Source organism: Microlunatus speluncae (assembly GCF_009299835.1).
GTDB lineage: Bacteria > Actinomycetota > Actinomycetes > Propionibacteriales > Propionibacteriaceae > Microlunatus > Microlunatus speluncae.
Window position 1 is genome coordinate 302583 of sequence record NZ_VKCZ01000020.1, and the last position, 14882, is coordinate 317464.

Below are 14882 nucleotides of genomic sequence, written 5' to 3' on the forward strand. Positions count from 1 at the left end.
CCCGTGGGAACCCGCAGTCTCTGGCACGCTGCCTCCAGGAGGCGAGATGGCGGGATCACCGACTTCGGTCAGGACGACCATGATCATGGCGGCCGCGGCTCTGCTGCTGAGCGGCTGCACGGGGCTCGCCGACCCCGACCCACCCGATCCGACGCCGAACGGGACCGCGTCCGCGCCGGCGGAGAGCGGCAGCCCGAGTGCCCGCGCCGCCAAGCCCTACGACGAAGATCGACAGTGGGGTCGGCATCGCTGGTCGGACGGGCTCGAGCTGGCGGTCGTGGACTGGCAGGACTGTGTGCCCAGCGGCAACGCGCAGCCGAAGGACGTCGAACGCGCCGTCGTAATCACCGTCCGGGCCAGCAACGGCGGCACCAAGCCGTACGAGCCGGACGATCAGCAGCTGAGCATCGGCGCAATGGTCGACGGAAGGCCGGCGGTCGAGGTCAACGATCGCGGCGGTCCCTGCTCGAGCAACCTGTACGACTTCGGGGGCCTCGACCCGCAGGAGGAGAAGGACTTGACGATCTCCTTCGCGGTGCCCGAGGCCGGAGGTGCCCTCCTGCTCGAATTCCGGCCGATCCTCGACGGCGAGGCCTACACCGGCCGGATCGATCTCTGAGCCTGCCGGGCCCTGCCGTCCGCGGGTCACTCGGCGGCGATCACCCCATGGTGGACGAGCATCCGGCGGGCGTCGTTGAGACCCTTCCAGTTCTCGGCCTCGTCGTCGATGCCGGTGAGGTCGGACGTCGCGAGTCGGATGGAGAAGACCATCGCCTGGATCGCTCCACGGAATCGGCGGAAGGCCGGGCGGTGGGTCTGGAATTCCTCACGCCGGTCGGCCGGGACCCGATCGAGGTAGGCCGACCAGAAGGTCTGCGCCGCGTCGAAGCCGCCGAGATACATCTCCACCGACGCCAGATCGAACAGGGCCGGACCCCGCTCCGACCCGGTCCAGTCGATCAACCCGACTGTGCCGGTCCGGTGATCATGGAAGAAGGCCTCGGGCGTCGGGTCGACGTGCACGATGCCCCAGGTCAGCGGTGGCAGTCGGTCATACTCCGCCCGTACGGCTCAGGGGACGAGGGCCCCGAACCTCAGCACCTGATGCGCCGCTCAGGTCGTGCCACTGAGCCTGTCGAAGGGTCGAGGTGATCATCACTCAACGGACCACAACGCACCATAGCGGTCAACTTGGCCGCGACTACCCGGCCAAGTTGACCGGTATATCGGTGAAGGGACGGAGCTTGCCGGATTAATCCGGTGCGCATGGCCGCGACCGCGCTCTAGATTGCCTTCGTGACCGCGGACGACGACGTGCCCTCGGACACCGAATCGCTGCGGGCCAGGCTGTGGGGGTCCGTGTCGCGCACGGTGATCTATGTCCGCCTGTTGTGGGCGGCGGGTCCGGGCTGGGCCGCGGCGGCGTTGCTGCTGACGGTGGCGAGTGCGGCGACGTCGACGGTGTTGCTGGTGGCGATCGGGGAGCTGGCGAACGCGCTGGTCGCGGCGGTCGGCCAGGGCGCGGGATCGGTGGCGGCCCAGGGGATGTGGTGGCGGCTCGGGCTGGTGGGCGGGTTGCTGCTGCTCGGGCCGGCGCTGGGGGCGGCGCTGGGCTGGGTGACCGAGGTGGTGACGGCGCGCTACATCGTGCACGTGCAGACCCTGGTGGCCGAGACCGGGGTCCGGCCGCCGGGACTGACGGAGCTCGATTCGCCCGGATTCTCGGGCCGGCTGGAGTCGGTCGTCGCGGCCACCCGGGACTGGACGTTCTGGTTCGGCACCCAGAGCACCTGGTCCGTGCTGAGCGTTCGGCTCGGCGGCGTCGGGGCGTTGGTGATCTTGCTGTCCTGGCGCTGGTGGGTGGGGCTGCTGGTGGTCGGCGCCTTCGTGATCGTTTCGCGGAGCTTCACCCGGTGGATCGAGTCGTCGTTCGATCAGGTGCTGACCACGGGGTCGGCGGACATGCGGCGGGCGAAGTACGCGCGCGGACTGCTGGTCGAGCCGCCGGCCGCGAAGGAGGTGCGGATCTTCGGCCTGACCGACTGGCTGGTCGAGCGCTACCGCTCCCACTGGTTCGCCGCGATGACCGAGCTGTGGCCGAAGCGCCGGGTCGGGCTGCGGCCGGTCTACCTGGCCTGCCTGGCGATGGCGGTGGTGATCGGCGGCGCCCTGGCGCTGCTGGTCTGGGACGTGTCGACCGGAGCGGTCGGGGTCGGCGGCGTGGTCACGATCGTGCCGGCCATCTTGGCGTTGGAGGCGTTCGGGATCCTCGGTGATCAACAGACCTCGCTGACCCAGAACATGACCACCGCGGCCGCGGCGGCCAGGCTGCGCGAGCGGGTCGGGCTGCCGCCGACCCGGCCGGCCCCCGAGCTCGGGGCGGCCCGGAGCACCCTGACCGCGCCGGCCGAAGTTGATCTTGAGGCAGTCAGCTTCAGCTACCCGACCCGTGATCAACCGGCGCTGAGCGCGGTCAGCCTGCACATCCCGGCCGGCCAGTCGGTCGCCATCGTCGGGGTGAACGGGGCGGGCAAGTCCACCATCGTCAAGCTGCTCTGCGGCCTGTACGAGCCCGATCGCGGCCGGGTGCGGATCGGCGGCCTGGACCCGGCCGACCCCGGCGCGGCCGGCCGGGTGGCGGCGATCTTCCAGGACTTCGTCCACTACGAACTCCCGCTGCGGGACAACGTCGTGCTCCGTGCCTCGGCCACCGAGCCCACCGAGAACCACGAGCAGGTCCGGGCCCGGGCGCTGCGCCGGGCCGGTGGCGATGCCGTCCTCCAGACTCTGCCCGACGGCTGGGACACGATCCTCTCGCCGGAATACGAGGGCGGCACCGAGCTGTCCGGCGGCCAGTGGCAGCGGGTCGCGCTGGCCCGGGCATTGGCCGCGGTCGAGCAGGGTGCCGGCCTGTTGATCTTGGACGAGCCGACCGCCGCCCTCGACGTGCGCGCCGAGGTGGCGCTGTTCGACACGGTGCTCGACGTCGGCCGGTCGGTGACCACCATCCTGGTCAGCCATCGGCTCTCCGGGGCCCGGCGGGCCGACCGGATCGTCGTCCTCGACCCGGAGCGCGGCATCGTCGAGGACGGCAGCCACGACGAGCTGATCCGGGCCGGCGGCGAGTACGCCACGATGTTTACGTTGCAGGCCAGCCGATTCACCACGCCCGACGGGGCGGGTGATCAAGAATGAAGCAGCACCCGTTGCGCGGCCTGGGCCTGGTGCTGGCGATGTCGTTCACGGTCAGCCCGCGGCTGGCCGTCCTGACCTTCGGTGAGCTGGTCGGCAAGGTGCTGTCGGCGCTGGTCCCCTTGTTCATCGGGATCTTCGCGGCCGGTGCCGTCGCCGGTGATCTTCGCCAGATGCTGCTGGCCGCCGCCGCGCTGGTCGGCTCGACCGCGGTCAACAACTACCTGCAGGTGGTCGGCACCAGCGCCCGGGTGGACCTGATGGAGCGGGTCGGTTTCGCCTTCGACGAGAAGATCGCCCGGATCACCGGTGAGAGCGAGACCGTTGATCATCTCGAGTCGCCGAAGTACCTTGATCAACTGCAGATTCTCCGCGACGAGGGCGATGCTCTCGGCGCCGCGTACAACATGACGCTCAACATCGTGAACACCGTGGGCTACACGGTGACGATCCTGATCGTCGCCGGCACCGCCGACTGGCGGCTGCTCGCGCTGGCCCTGTTCGGCGCCCCGCGCCTGTTGGCTTCCAGCCTGCTGTCGCGGTGGGGCCGGCAGGCGGAGGAGCAGGGCGCCGCGCCGAGCCGGCTCGCGCGACACCTGGTCGATCTGACCACCACCCCGACGCCCGGTGCGGAGCTCCGGGTCTTCGGCCTGCAGCGGCGACTGGTCGCCCGGACCCGCGAGGCCCTGACGGCGTGGCGCCGGCCCGGCATCCGGCTCGCGGGCCGGGCCGGCTGGCTGGACGCGGCCTTCTCGATCCTGTTCTTCGGCGCCGCCGCGGGCCTGCTGGTCTGGATGACGTCCGACGTGCTCGGCGGCAGCGCGACCATCCAGTCCCTGGTCGTCGCGCTCACCGTCGTCCGCAGCCTCGAAGGCGTCAGCGGCACCGTGTCCAACACCGTGCAGGGCCTGCTCCGGGTGGTCCGCAACACCGATCGCTATCTGTGGCTGGAGGGCTACGCGGCCGAGGTCGCCGGCCGGCACCAGGGTCGCGCGCCGCTGCCGGCCGCGCTGACCGGCGGCCTCCGGCTGGACCGGGTGTCCTTCCGATACGGCGGTGCCGAGCGGGACAGCCTGTCGGAGGTGACCCTCGACCTCGCCCCCGGCACGGTGATCGCGGTCGTCGGCGAGAACGGCGCCGGGAAGTCCACCCTGGTGAAGGTCCTGGCCGGCTTGTACGAACCCACCGCCGGCCGGGTCATGATCGACGGGGTCGACCTCGCCGATTACGACACCCCGGCCTGGCGGCGGAACATCGCGGCCGCGTTCCAGGACAACGCCCGGTTCGAGTTCACGGCGGGCACGGCCATCGGTCTCGGGGACGTCACCGCGCTGACCGACCGGTCTCGGATCGATCGGGCGGTCGAGATCGGCGCCGCCGGCCCGGTGCTGGCGGCGCTGCCCTGGGGCCTCGACACCCAGCTCGGCACCAGCTGGGACGACGGCGTCACCCTGTCCGGCGGCCAGTGGCAGCGGCTGGCGATCAGCCGGTCGATGATGCGCCCGAGCCCGCTGCTGCTGATCCTCGACGAGCCGACCTCGGCCCTCGACGCGGCCACCGAACACGAGCTGTTCGACCGCTACGCCGCGGCCGCGCGCCGGGCCCGCGAACGCAACGCGATCACCCTGCTGGTCACCCACCGCTTCTCGACCGTCGCGGCCGCCGATCTGGTGGTGGTGCTGGAACACGGCAAGATCACCGAGCTCGGCAGCCACGCCGAGTTGATCGCCGCCGGCGGCCACTACGCCGAGCTGTACGAGCTCCAGGCCGCCGGCTACCGCTGACTCCAACGTTGCCCCAACCGGTCGGACGGCATGCATCGGTGCCCTGTCGGATCGGCCTACCGGCGGGGAAGACGCGCCAAGGACGGGCGGGTCAGGGTTCGGGTCCGGAAGTCGCCACAGGTAGAGAAACGGTCCGGTCGGGGGCGGGTTGGGGGTGCGGAAGTCGCCACAGGTAGAGAAATGTCCAGCCCGGCCGCCTAACCCAGGAAGCGCCATCACCCACCCGTCCTTGGCGCGTCTTTCGGGCCGCCAGGCCGAGAACCGGACAGGCGCACCGACTGGCTTGCCCCTTCGACAGGCTCAGGACATGCTTCGACCGGCTCACGGGACGAACGAGCGGACCCGGCGCCCGATGGGGCGCCGGGTCCTGAGCTTGCTACTTCGGGTTGATCAGCGGCGCATCGCGGGCACGGCGGCGGCCGGGGCGCCACCGCCCTGGCCGTCGGCCTGGTCGTCGACCTCGATCGCTCCGGCGAACTGCGAGTTGTAGAGGTCGAAGTAGTGACCGCGACGGTCCAGCAGCTCGTTGTGCGTGCCCTGCTCGACGATCGCGCCGTGCTCCATCACCAAGATCACATCGGCGTCGCGGATGGTCGACAACCGGTGCGCGATGACGAAGCTGGTCCGGTCGGCACGCAATGCCGACATGGCCTGCTGCACCAGCACCTCGGTCCGAGTGTCGACCGAGCTGGTCGCCTCGTCCAAGATCAACAGAGCCGGATCGGCGAGGAACGCCCGGGCGATGGTGAGCAACTGCTTCTCACCCGCGCTGACGTTGCTGCCTTCCTCGTCGATCACCGTGTCGTAGCCGTCCGGCAACGAGTGCACGAACCGGTCGACGTAGGTCGCCTCGGCGGCCGCGATGATCTCCTGCTCGGTCGCGCCCGGTCGGCCGTACGCGATGTTGTCCCGGATGCTGCCGTGGAAGAGCCAGGTGTCCTGCAGCACCATCCCGATCTGGGAGCGGAGCTGGTTGCGCGGCACCGAGGCGATGTCGGTGCCGTCCATCGTGATCCGGCCACCCTTGAGCTCGTAGAACCTCATGATCAGGTTCACCAGGGTCGTCTTACCGGCACCGGTCGGCCCGACGATGGCCACGGTCTGGCCCGGCTCGGCGGTCAGCGACAGGTCGGTGATCAGCGACTGCTCCGGCTCATAGCTGAACGACACGTTCTCGAACGCCACCCGGCCACGGGCCGGGGCCAGCTCACCGGTCGCCTCCGGCGTCTGCTCCTCGGCGTCCAGCACCTCGAACACGCGCTCGGCCGAGGCCACTCCGGACTGCAGCAGGTTGGCCATCGACGCGACCTGGGTCAGCGGCTGGGTGAACATCCGGGTGTACTGGATGAACGCCTGCACGTCGCCCAGGCTGAGCGTCCCGGTGGCCACCCGGAGGCCGCCGACCACCGCGATGATCACGTAGTTCAGGTTTCCGATGAACATCATCGACGGCATGATCGTGCCGGAGACGAATTGGGCACCGAAGCTCGCCTTGAACATCCGCTGGTTGCGGTCGCCGAACTCGGTCTCCACCTCCTTGGACCGGCCGAACACCTTGACCAGGGTGTGGCCGCTGAAGGCCTCCTCGATGTGGGCGTTGAGCTCACCGGTGCTCTTCCACTGCTCGACGAACAGCTTCTGCGACCGCTTGCCGATCAAGGTGGTGATCACGATCGTCACCGGTACGGTGATCAGCGCGATCAGCGCCAGCACCGGGGAGACGACGAACATCATCACGATCACGCCGATCACGGTCAGCAACGCGGTGAGCAGTTGGCTCAGCGTCTGCTGCAGCGACTGGGAGATGTTGTCGATGTCGTTGGTCACCCGGCTGAGCAGCTCGCCCCGCGGCTGCTTGTCGAAGTAGCGCAGCGGCAGCCGGTTGATCTTGGCCTCGACCTCGCCCCGCATCCGATAGATCGAGCGCTGGATGGCGCCGTTGACGATGTAGCCCTGGAACCACAGCACCAGCGAGGCGATCAGGAAGAGCCCGACCCCCAGCGCCAGGATCTGCGCCAGCCGGGCGAAGTCGACGCCCGCGCCGGGGATGATGTCCAGCCGGGCCGCGACGTCCTGCGGCACCTGCGCCGGCGGCAGCTTGCTCAGGAAACCGGCGAAGATCACGTCCGTCGCGGCGCCGAGGATGACCGGCCCGACCACGTTCATCACGATGCCGACGATGGCCAGCAGGATGGCGCCGGTGAGCAGGAAGCGCTCCGGGCCGAGGTGGCCGAGCAGTCGCTTCAGCGACGGCAGGAAGTTCATCGACTTCTCGGTCGGCTTGGGTCCGGGCGGGCCGAGGCTGGGCCCGGTCGGCCGGTACTTGGGCCGCTCGGGCGCCTTGGCCTTCGGTTGTTCCGAGATCTCGGTGTTGGTGTCTTCGGTCATGCCGCAGCCTCCTCGGCGCTCAGCTGGGAATCGACGATCTCGGCGTAGGTCGGGCTGGTGGCCAGCAGCTCGTCGTGGGTGCCGCGGCCGACGACGGCGCCGTCCTCCAGGACGATGATCACGTCGGCCTCGGCGATGGTGGCGACCCGCTGGCCGACGATGATCACCGCCGCGTCCCGGGTCTCGGCGCGCAGGGCCGCGCGGAGCCGGGCGTCGGTGGCGACGTCGAGCGCCGAGAAGGAGTCGTCGAAGATGTAGATCTCCGGCTTCTTCACCAGCGCCCGGGCGATCGCCAGCCGCTGCCGCTGACCGCCGGACACGTTGGTGCCGCCCTGGCTGATCGCCGCTTCGAGCTGGTCAGGCATCTCCCGTACGAAGTCCTCGGCCTGAGCCACGCGGAGCGCGTGCCACAGCTCCTCGTCGGTCGCCTCCGGGTTGCCGTACCGGAGATTGCTGGCGACCGTGCCGGAGAACAGGTACGGCCGCTGCGGCACCAGTCCGATCTTGGACCAGAGGGTGTCGCCGTCAAGATCACGGACCTCGGCGCCGTCCACCGTGACCGATCCGCCGGTCGCGTCGAACAACCGGGGGATCAGCGAGATCAGCGTGGTCTTGCCGGCACCGGTGGAGCCGATGATCGCGGTTGTCTGACCCGGGCGCGCGGTGAGCGAGACGTCCCGGACCACCGGATGATCGGCCCCCGGGTAGGTGAACGTGGTCCGCCGCAGCTCGACCTCGCCGTAGCGCTCCGCCCTCAGCGGGATCGGGTTCGGCGACATCTCGACCGACGATTCGGTGTTCAGCACCTCCGAGATCCGTTCGGCGCAGACGATCGCGCGGGGCGCGATCATCAGCATGAAGGTCGCCATCATCACCGACATCAGGATCTGGATCAGGTATGTCAGGTAGGCGGTCAGCGAGCCGACCTGCATGGCTCCGCTCTCCACCCGCTGGGCGCCGAACCAGAGCACCGCGACGCTGGACAGGTTCATGATCAACATCACGATCGGGAACATCGAGGCGAACAGCCGGCCGACCGCGATCGCGGTCCCGGTCAGCTCGCCGTTGGCCTTGTCGAAGCGCTCGATCTCCTGCGGCTCGCGGACGAACGCCCGGACCACCCGGATGCCGGTGATCTGCTCCCGCAGCACCCGGTTGACGGCGTCGATCTGGGTCTGCATCACCCGGAACAGCGGGCCGAGCTTGCGCACCACCAGGCCGATCGAGACGGCCAGCACGGGCACCGCGACGGCCACCAGCCAGGACAGCCCGACGTCCTCCCGCAGCGCCATCACGATGCCGCCGATCATGGTGATCGGGGCCATCACCAGCAGGGTGCAGGTCATCAGCACGAGCATCTGCACCTGCTGCACGTCGTTGGTGTTGCGGGTGATCAACGACGGCGCGCCGAAGTGGTTCAGCTCGCGGGCGGAGAACAGCAGCACCCGGTCGAAGATCGCGGCCCGCAGATCCCGGCCGAACGACATCGCCAGTCGCGCGCCGAGGTAGGTGGCGCCGACGGCGGCGACGAGTTGTACGGCACTGATGGCCAGCATCACCATGCCGGTGCTGGTGATGAAGCCGGTGTCGCCCTTGGCCACGCCGTTGTCGATGATCGAGGCGTTCAGGCTGGGCAGGTAGAGCGAGGCGACGGTGCCGATCAACTGGAACAGCACGACACCTGCGACGAGAGGCCAGTAGGGCCTCAGATAGATCCGGAGAAGCTTGATCAGCATCGGGGCCCCCGCGGGAACGTGGAGCGAAGCGGAGCGTTTTTGTGGGGTGATTTCATGAGCGTCCTTGGAGTTCGGTGGTCGGTCGTGGAGCGCGGACGCGCGACGAGGGGGTCAGGGACATGTCTGGGCTCCCGGTTGGGAGAGGGCTTCGAAGGCGGTGGCCAGGTCGACCCGCTCGCCCGGTGGGCCGGTGGCGTCGATGCCGTGCAACAGCAGGTCGACGATCGCGGCCGGATCGGTGGCCTCGGTGGAGGTGCCGTGCATCCAGTTGATCATCGGGTGCGACAGCGCGAACACCACCGAACGGAGCAGGTGCGCCGCCGCCGGGGCGTCGACCAGGAGCTGATCGTCGTCGCTCCCGATCAGGTCGATGATCGTCTCGTTCAACAGCGTGTTGTCGGCGATCATCTTGTCCCGGAACTTCCGGCGTTCGTCGGCCTTGGGCTCGGCCGGCGGGCCGAGCGCATGCATCAGGGTGAAGCTCTCGATCATCCGCTGCTGCATGATCCGGGCGGCCTCGATCAGCCGCTCGACCAGGCCGTCGTCGGGCGGGATGCGGAGGATCCGTTCCCGGGTCACCTCGGAGCTGAACGCGCGCTCCAGGACGGCATCGATCAGGGCCTGCTTGCTGTCGAAGACGCGGAAAATCGTGCCCTCGGCGACGCCCGCCGCCTCGGCGATCTGCTTGGTGCTGACGGCGCGACCGTGCTCACGGAGCAACGGCTCGGTCGCGTCGATGATCATGGCGCGGCGGTCGTCCGCGGACATCGGATTGGCTCTGGGCACGAACCGAGAGTATATGAGTGAGTACTCACTCACAACTGGAATTCGGAAGATTCTTGCAGCGGATCGACACTACGCCCGTCGTCAGCACCCGCGCACCCGACTTTCCCCCGGACCCACCCCACACCGAGTTGTCAGAACTGAGTAGCCCCCTGGCACAACTCAGTTCTGACAACTTGGTGGGGGTGGTCCTCGTCGTGGTGCGGTGGGGTCACCTTCGGCAGGAGCTGGGTGAGGGTCCCCGGTTCGCCGGCGGCTGATTCAATGATCGGGTCGGGTGGGTCGAGGAGAGAAGGAGCGGGCGAGTGGGGCAAGGCGTGCAGGGGCTGGCCGGCCGGCGCTTCGCGGGGGTGATCTTCGACCTGGACGGGACCTTGATCGACTCCACCCCGGCGGTGATCCGGTCCTGGACCGCCTGGGCGATCGAGTTCGGGTTCACCGCCGCCGACCTGGCCGGCTTCCACGGCGTACCGTCGGCCGACGTGGTGCGGCTACTCCTGCCGAAATCCCAACAGGAGAAGGCGATCGCGCGGATCGACGAACTCGAGTTGACCGATGTCGGCGACATCGTGGTGCTGCCCGGTGCGGCTCAGGCGCTGCTCGATCTGGCGACCGCCCGGACCGCGATCGCGACCTCGGCGAACCGGATCCTGGCCAAGGCGCGGATCGGCGCCGCCGGGCTGCTGCCGCCCACCGTGATCATCACCATCGACGACGTGAAACGCGGGAAGCCGGAGCCGGACCCGTTCCTCGAGGCGGCCCGGCGGCTCGACCTCGATCCGGCCGACTGCCTGGTGGTGGAGGATGCGCCCAAGGGAGTGCAGGCCGCGCGCCGTGCCGGCTGCGCCACGCTCGCCGTACTCACCACGTCGCCGGCCGAGGAACTGGCTCAGGCCGACGCGATCATCCCCGACCTGTCCACCATCCGCTTCGCCACCGCCAATGACGGCACCATCACCCTGACAACCCCAAGTTGTCAGACGTAGACCACGCTCTGGCGTGGTGTGCGTCTGACAACTCGGGGTTGGGGGTCAGCCCGTTTTGCGGCGGAAGGTGCGCTTGGCCTCGATCTGACCGTGCGGCTGGACCTGGGGGTCGTTGCTGTCGATGTGGTCTTCGCCCTGGCGGGCCTGCTTGGCCTCGAGTGCCTCCCGGAACTTCCGCTTGGTCTCGCTCTCGGCCCCGCCCGCCGGTTGCTTGGACTTCTTGTTCTTGTCGGCGCTCATGGGTCAATTCTTACCAGTCGCGGCCGTGACGGCTAGCCGGCGGGCGGCCAGGAGGACGGCGGGTCCGGACGCTTCAGGGTGGTGGCGTCGGACTCGGTCGCCGACCGGGCCGAAACCGGCGTGATGTGCTCCGCCGGCGAGCCCAGCGCGGCGGAGGTCGGGGTGCCGGCGCTCCCGCCGCCCGGGCCGGTGTCGTCGGCGGCAGCCCGGAGCGGAGTCGCCTCGGCCTCGTTCCGGTCGTGATCAGCGGCCTCGGCGGGGTCCAGCTTCACCGCGGTGCCGTACGCCGAGACCTCACTCAGCGACTGGGTGATCTCGCTGGAGTCGAAGCGCAGCCCGACCACCGCGTCGGCCCCGGCGGCGGTCGCCATCTCGATCATCCGGCCGACCGCGTCCTGCCGGGACCGGGTCAGTAGCGCGACGTAGCTCTCGGCCGGGTTGGCGGTCCGCAGTTCGCGCGGCAACTCCCGGGCCCGGGCGACGACGCCGACCACCTCGCCGAGGATCTCGGTCACCGCGCGGCCGGGCACGGTATCGGTCGTGCTGACCGGGATGGATCGCTTGATCAACTCCGGCGGCTGTGGTCGCTCCGGCTGCTGCGGCCAGGGCTGCTGTTGCTGCTGGCCGTAGGGCTGCTGACCGTACTGCTGCTGGCCCGGCTGTCCCTGTTGTCCCCAGCCGGGCTGCTGCCCGTACTGGCCGGGCCGCTGCTGCTGTTGGCCGCCGTACGGCTGCTGCGGTTGTTGGTACGGCTGCTGACCGCCGGGCTGCTGCGGGTACGGATTCGGCTGGCCGTACGGGTTCTGGCCGTAGGGCGGCTGCTGGCCGTAGTTGCTCATGCGGCCAAGATAGTGGTCCGGCGAGCCCTGCGGCCATGCTTCACCGAGGCCGGTTAGGAGGGTGCTCCTAGCCGGCGATGGCGGACACGATGCCGACCACGATCAGCAGCAGGATCAGTGCGACCGGGATCGAGATGATCACGATCCACGCGACCATGCCCGGTCGCGGCTGCACCTCGTACCCCATCCGGCCGGAGCCGAACGTGACCACCGGGCCGGTGTAGTGCACCTCGACCGACTGACCGGGCGGGATGTCCAGGGTCATCGACCCCGGCCCGAACTGCCACATGTAGTTGGAGGAGCAGTCGATCTGGTGGTGCCCGGCATGGGTCGGATAGAAGTTCTGACCCCAGCGCGCCGTGGCCTGATGGCCGTTGATCCGCACGATCGGGCTCACCATCTGGTCGGCGAGCAGTCCGAACGGCTTACGCAGGTTGACGATCAGTTGGGATTGACCGACCGGCTGTTGCGGCTGCTGGCCGGGCTGGGGCTGCTGCCCGTAGCCGGGCCCTGCCTGCTGTCCGTAACCCGGAGGGCTCTGCTGCTGTCCGTAACCCGGAGGGCTCTGCTGCTGGCCGTAGCCGGGCGGGGCCTGCTGCTGCCCGTAGGCCGGAGGGCTCTGTTGCCCGTGGGCCGGTGGACTCTGCTGCCCGTGGCCGGGCGGAGCCTGCTGCCACTGGCCGGGTGCGTTCTGCTGTCCGGGGCCGGGCGGGGTCGGCTGCCCGTAACCCTGCGGGCCATGCGGTGGTTGAGCCATGGGGCCACAGCGTAAGGGGTGCGGTGGTCAGCCGGGTGAACCGCCGGTCCGCAGCGGCGACAAACCCCGCGAAACCGCCCGATGACCATCGCTACGCTGTCCCGGTGAGCCACGAGAGCGACGTCGAGGAATCCGAGCAACAGCAGATCCGGACCCAGAAGCGGGCCGACCTGCTGGCCGAGGGGATCGCCCCCTATCCGGTCGCCGTGCCGCGCACTCACACCCTGGGCCAGATCCGCAAGGACTGGGCCCACCTGAGTGCCGGGGAGGAGACCGACGACGTCGTGTCGATCACCGGCCGGGTGATCTTCGTCCGCAACACCGGCAAGCTGTGTTTCGCCACCCTGCAGGAAGGCTTGTCCTTCGACGATTCCGGGGTACGGCTGCAGGCGATGCTGTCGCAGGCCGAGGTCGGCGAGCAGGCGCTGGCGGACTGGAAGCGGATCGTCGATCTCGGCGACTTCGTCTCGGTCACCGGCCGGGTGATCTCGTCCAAGCGGGGCGAGCTGTCGGTGCTGGCGACCTCGTGGCAGCTGGCCAGCAAGGCGCTCCGGCCGCTGCCGACCCTGCACAGCGAGCTCTCCGACGAGTCCCGGGTCCGCCGTCGTTATGCCGACCTGATCGTCCGCGAGGAGGCGCGCGACATGGTCCGGACCCGGGCGATGATCATGCGCAGCATCCGGGAAACCCTGCACGAGGGGGGATTCCTGGAGATCGAGACCCCGGTGCTGCAGCTGTTGCACGGTGGCGCCCATGCGCGCCCCTTCGGCACCCACCTGAACGCCTTCGACATCGACATGACGCTGCGGATCTCGCTCGAGCTGTTCCTGAAGCGGGCCGTCGTCGGCGGCATCGAGCGGGTCTACGAGATCGGTCGGATCTTCCGCAACGAGGGGATCGACTCCACCCACAGCCCCGAGTTCACCATGCTCGAGGCGTACGTGGCCTGGGGTGATCAACGCACCGTGGCCGACCTGTTGCGCAAGATCATTCTCGACATTGCCGACAAGCTCGGCAGCCGGGTGGTGCAAACCGCGGCCGGTCCGGTCGACCTCGGGGTCGAGTGGCGCTGGCTCGGGGTCTATCCCGGGCTGTCCGAGGCGCTCGGCGAGGAGGTCACACCGGACACGACGGCCGAGCGGCTGCGGGAGATCGCCACCGAGCGGTCGATCCCGTTCGAGCCGGCCTGGAACGCCGACAAGCTGATCATGGAACTGTTCTCCGAGCTGGTCGAGCCGACGCTGATCCAGCCCACCTTCATCCACGATCTGCCCGCGTCGAAGGAGCCGCTGGCCCGGCCGCACCGCAGCGATCCGCGGCTGATCGAGGCGTGGGATCTGATCATCGGCGGCACCGAACTGTGCACCGCGTTCTCCGAGTTGATCGATCCGGTGATCCAGCGGGAGCGGCTCTATCAGCAGTCGCTGGCCGCGGCCGCCGGCGATCCGGAGGCGATGCAGCTGGACGAGGACTTCCTGACCGCGTTGGAGTACGGGGCGCCGCCGATGGGTGGCCTCGGAGTCGGCATCGACCGGTTGGCCATGTTGTTCACCGGGGCCGGGATCCGGGAGACGATCTTGTTCCCGTTGCTCCGGCCGGAAGCGCAGCGGTGACCGGATCAGCCAGCGCAGCGGTGACCGGAGCGGCCGTTCAGCGATTCACGGTCGTCCCGGCCGCGTACCTGATCTTCCGGCGCGGCGAAGAGGTGCTGCTGCAGTACCGGTCCGGCACCGGCTACCGCGATGATCACTGGGCGATGGCCGCGGCCGGGCACGTCGAGGCCGGGGAGTCGGTGCTCGCCGCCGGGGTCCGGGAGGCGGCCGAGGAGCTCGGTCTCGTCGTCCGGGAGTCGGACCTGATCCCGCTCTGCACCCTGCACCGGACCAACGACGACCCGGCCGACCGACGCGGCACCTACGAGGACGAGCGGTGCGACTACTTCTTCGTCGTCACCGCCTGGCAGGGCGAGCCGGTGATCATGGAACCGGAGAAGGCCGGCGACCTGCGCTGGTTCGGCCTGGACCGGCTGCCGGAGCCGGTGGTGCCGCATGAACTGATGGTGCTGGAGGCGCTCCGGGACGAGTGCGCCGGCGGCCCGCGGGTGCCGCCGATCATGCTGCACGGCTGGTAGGGCTTGCCACCTCCGGCGGTTCGGTGGAGAGTGTCCTGACCTCGAA

General features: G+C 69.4%; 12 protein-coding genes and 1 pseudogene. 6 read left to right on the forward strand and 7 right to left on the reverse strand.

What is annotated here, in order from left to right; all coding sequences use genetic code 11:
* Window positions 1-46 precede the first annotated feature (46 nt).
* Complete coding sequence (locus FNH24_RS26855) at window positions 47-619, forward strand: hypothetical protein (RefSeq protein ID WP_152365311.1); 573 nt, start codon at window positions 47-49, stop codon at window positions 617-619.
* Window positions 620-645: 26 nt separating this feature from the next.
* Here the strand turns inward: FNH24_RS26855 and FNH24_RS26860 are convergent.
* Window positions 646-1056: pseudogene (locus FNH24_RS26860) on the reverse strand (phosphotransferase); the annotation flags it as partial.
* A 240-nt stretch (window positions 1057-1296) separates the two neighbouring features.
* Between FNH24_RS26860 and FNH24_RS26865 the strand changes: the two are divergent.
* A complete protein-coding gene (locus FNH24_RS26865; RefSeq protein ID WP_152365313.1) occupies window positions 1297-3195 on the forward strand; it encodes an ATP-binding cassette domain-containing protein in 1899 nt (632 codons plus the stop codon).
* A complete protein-coding gene (locus FNH24_RS26870; protein ID WP_152365314.1) occupies window positions 3192-4976 on the forward strand; it encodes an ABC transporter ATP-binding protein in 1785 nt (594 codons plus the stop codon). Before FNH24_RS26865 ends, FNH24_RS26870 begins: the two co-directional genes overlap by 4 nt.
* Window positions 4977-5366: 390 nt before the next feature.
* Here the strand turns inward: FNH24_RS26870 and FNH24_RS26875 are convergent, their stop codons facing one another.
* From FNH24_RS26875 to FNH24_RS26885, 3 genes are all read right to left on the reverse strand, one after another.
* Window positions 5367-7364 carry an ABC transporter ATP-binding protein gene (locus tag FNH24_RS26875; RefSeq protein WP_152365315.1) on the reverse strand — a complete coding sequence of 666 codons (1998 nt, stop codon included), beginning with the start codon at window positions 7362-7364 and terminating at the stop codon, window positions 5367-5369.
* Window positions 7361-9100, reverse strand: a complete 1740-nt coding sequence (locus FNH24_RS26880; protein WP_152365316.1) for an ABC transporter ATP-binding protein — start codon at window positions 9098-9100, stop codon at window positions 7361-7363. The genes FNH24_RS26875 and FNH24_RS26880 overlap by 4 nt, the downstream gene beginning before the upstream one ends.
* A 111-nt stretch (window positions 9101-9211) precedes the next feature.
* Window positions 9212-9886 (reverse strand): TetR/AcrR family transcriptional regulator, encoded by a 675-nt coding sequence (locus FNH24_RS26885; protein ID WP_152365317.1) that lies wholly within the window; start codon window positions 9884-9886, stop codon window positions 9212-9214.
* A gap of 302 nt (window positions 9887-10188) precedes the next feature.
* On the opposite strand from FNH24_RS26885, the gene FNH24_RS26890 reads away from it, so the two are divergent.
* Window positions 10189-10869, forward strand: coding sequence for an HAD family hydrolase (locus FNH24_RS26890; protein WP_217428561.1), 681 nt, complete (start codon window positions 10189-10191; stop codon window positions 10867-10869).
* Between the two features lie 45 nt (window positions 10870-10914).
* Here FNH24_RS26890 and FNH24_RS26895 read toward each other — a convergent pair whose 3' ends face one another.
* The 3 genes from FNH24_RS26895 to FNH24_RS31765 form a co-directional block, all read right to left on the reverse strand.
* The gene (locus FNH24_RS26895) at window positions 10915-11109 is read right to left on the reverse strand and encodes a DUF5302 domain-containing protein (protein ID WP_152365318.1); all 195 of its coding nucleotides are present in this window, start codon (window positions 11107-11109) and stop codon (window positions 10915-10917) included.
* Window positions 11110-11141: 32 nt separating this feature from the next.
* Window positions 11142-11948 (reverse strand): YbjQ family protein, encoded by an 807-nt coding sequence (locus FNH24_RS32040; RefSeq protein WP_217428562.1) that lies wholly within the window; start codon window positions 11946-11948, stop codon window positions 11142-11144.
* A 67-nt stretch (window positions 11949-12015) separates the two neighbouring features.
* Window positions 12016-12705 carry a hypothetical protein gene (locus FNH24_RS31765; RefSeq protein ID WP_170304529.1) on the reverse strand — a complete coding sequence of 230 codons (690 nt, stop codon included), beginning with the start codon at window positions 12703-12705 and terminating at the stop codon, window positions 12016-12018.
* Between the two features lie 104 nt (window positions 12706-12809).
* Between FNH24_RS31765 and lysS the strand changes: the two genes are divergently transcribed.
* Together lysS and FNH24_RS26920 are read left to right on the forward strand one after the other, a co-directional pair.
* Window positions 12810-14318 carry a lysine--tRNA ligase gene (gene lysS / locus FNH24_RS26915; RefSeq protein ID WP_152365319.1) on the forward strand — a complete coding sequence of 503 codons (1509 nt, stop codon included), beginning with the start codon at window positions 12810-12812 and terminating at the stop codon, window positions 14316-14318.
* Window positions 14315-14836, forward strand: coding sequence for an NUDIX hydrolase (locus FNH24_RS26920; protein WP_246187087.1), 522 nt, complete (start codon window positions 14315-14317; stop codon window positions 14834-14836). Before lysS ends, FNH24_RS26920 begins: the two co-directional genes overlap by 4 nt.
* Window positions 14837-14882 lie beyond the last annotated feature (46 nt).

Bases quoted from the DNA above. Each gene is read 5' to 3' on its own strand.
- FNH24_RS26895 (WP_152365318.1), bottom strand. From the start codon at position 11,109: ATGAGCGCCGACAAGAACAAGAAGTCCAAGCAACCGGCGGGCGGGGCC.
- FNH24_RS32040 (WP_217428562.1), bottom strand. From the start codon at position 11,948: ATGAGCAACTACGGCCAGCAGCCGCCCTACGGCCAGAACCCGTACGGC.
- FNH24_RS26870 (WP_152365314.1), top strand. From the start codon at position 3,192: ATGAAGCAGCACCCGTTGCGCGGCCTGGGCCTGGTGCTGGCGATGTCG.
- FNH24_RS26880 (WP_152365316.1), bottom strand. From the start codon at position 9,100: ATGCTGATCAAGCTTCTCCGGATCTATCTGAGGCCCTACTGGCCTCTC.
- FNH24_RS26875 (WP_152365315.1), bottom strand. From the start codon at position 7,364: ATGACCGAAGACACCAACACCGAGATCTCGGAACAACCGAAGGCCAAG.
- FNH24_RS26855 (WP_152365311.1), top strand. From the start codon at position 47: ATGGCGGGATCACCGACTTCGGTCAGGACGACCATGATCATGGCGGCC.
- FNH24_RS31765 (WP_170304529.1), bottom strand. From the start codon at position 12,705: ATGGCTCAACCACCGCATGGCCCGCAGGGTTACGGGCAGCCGACCCCG.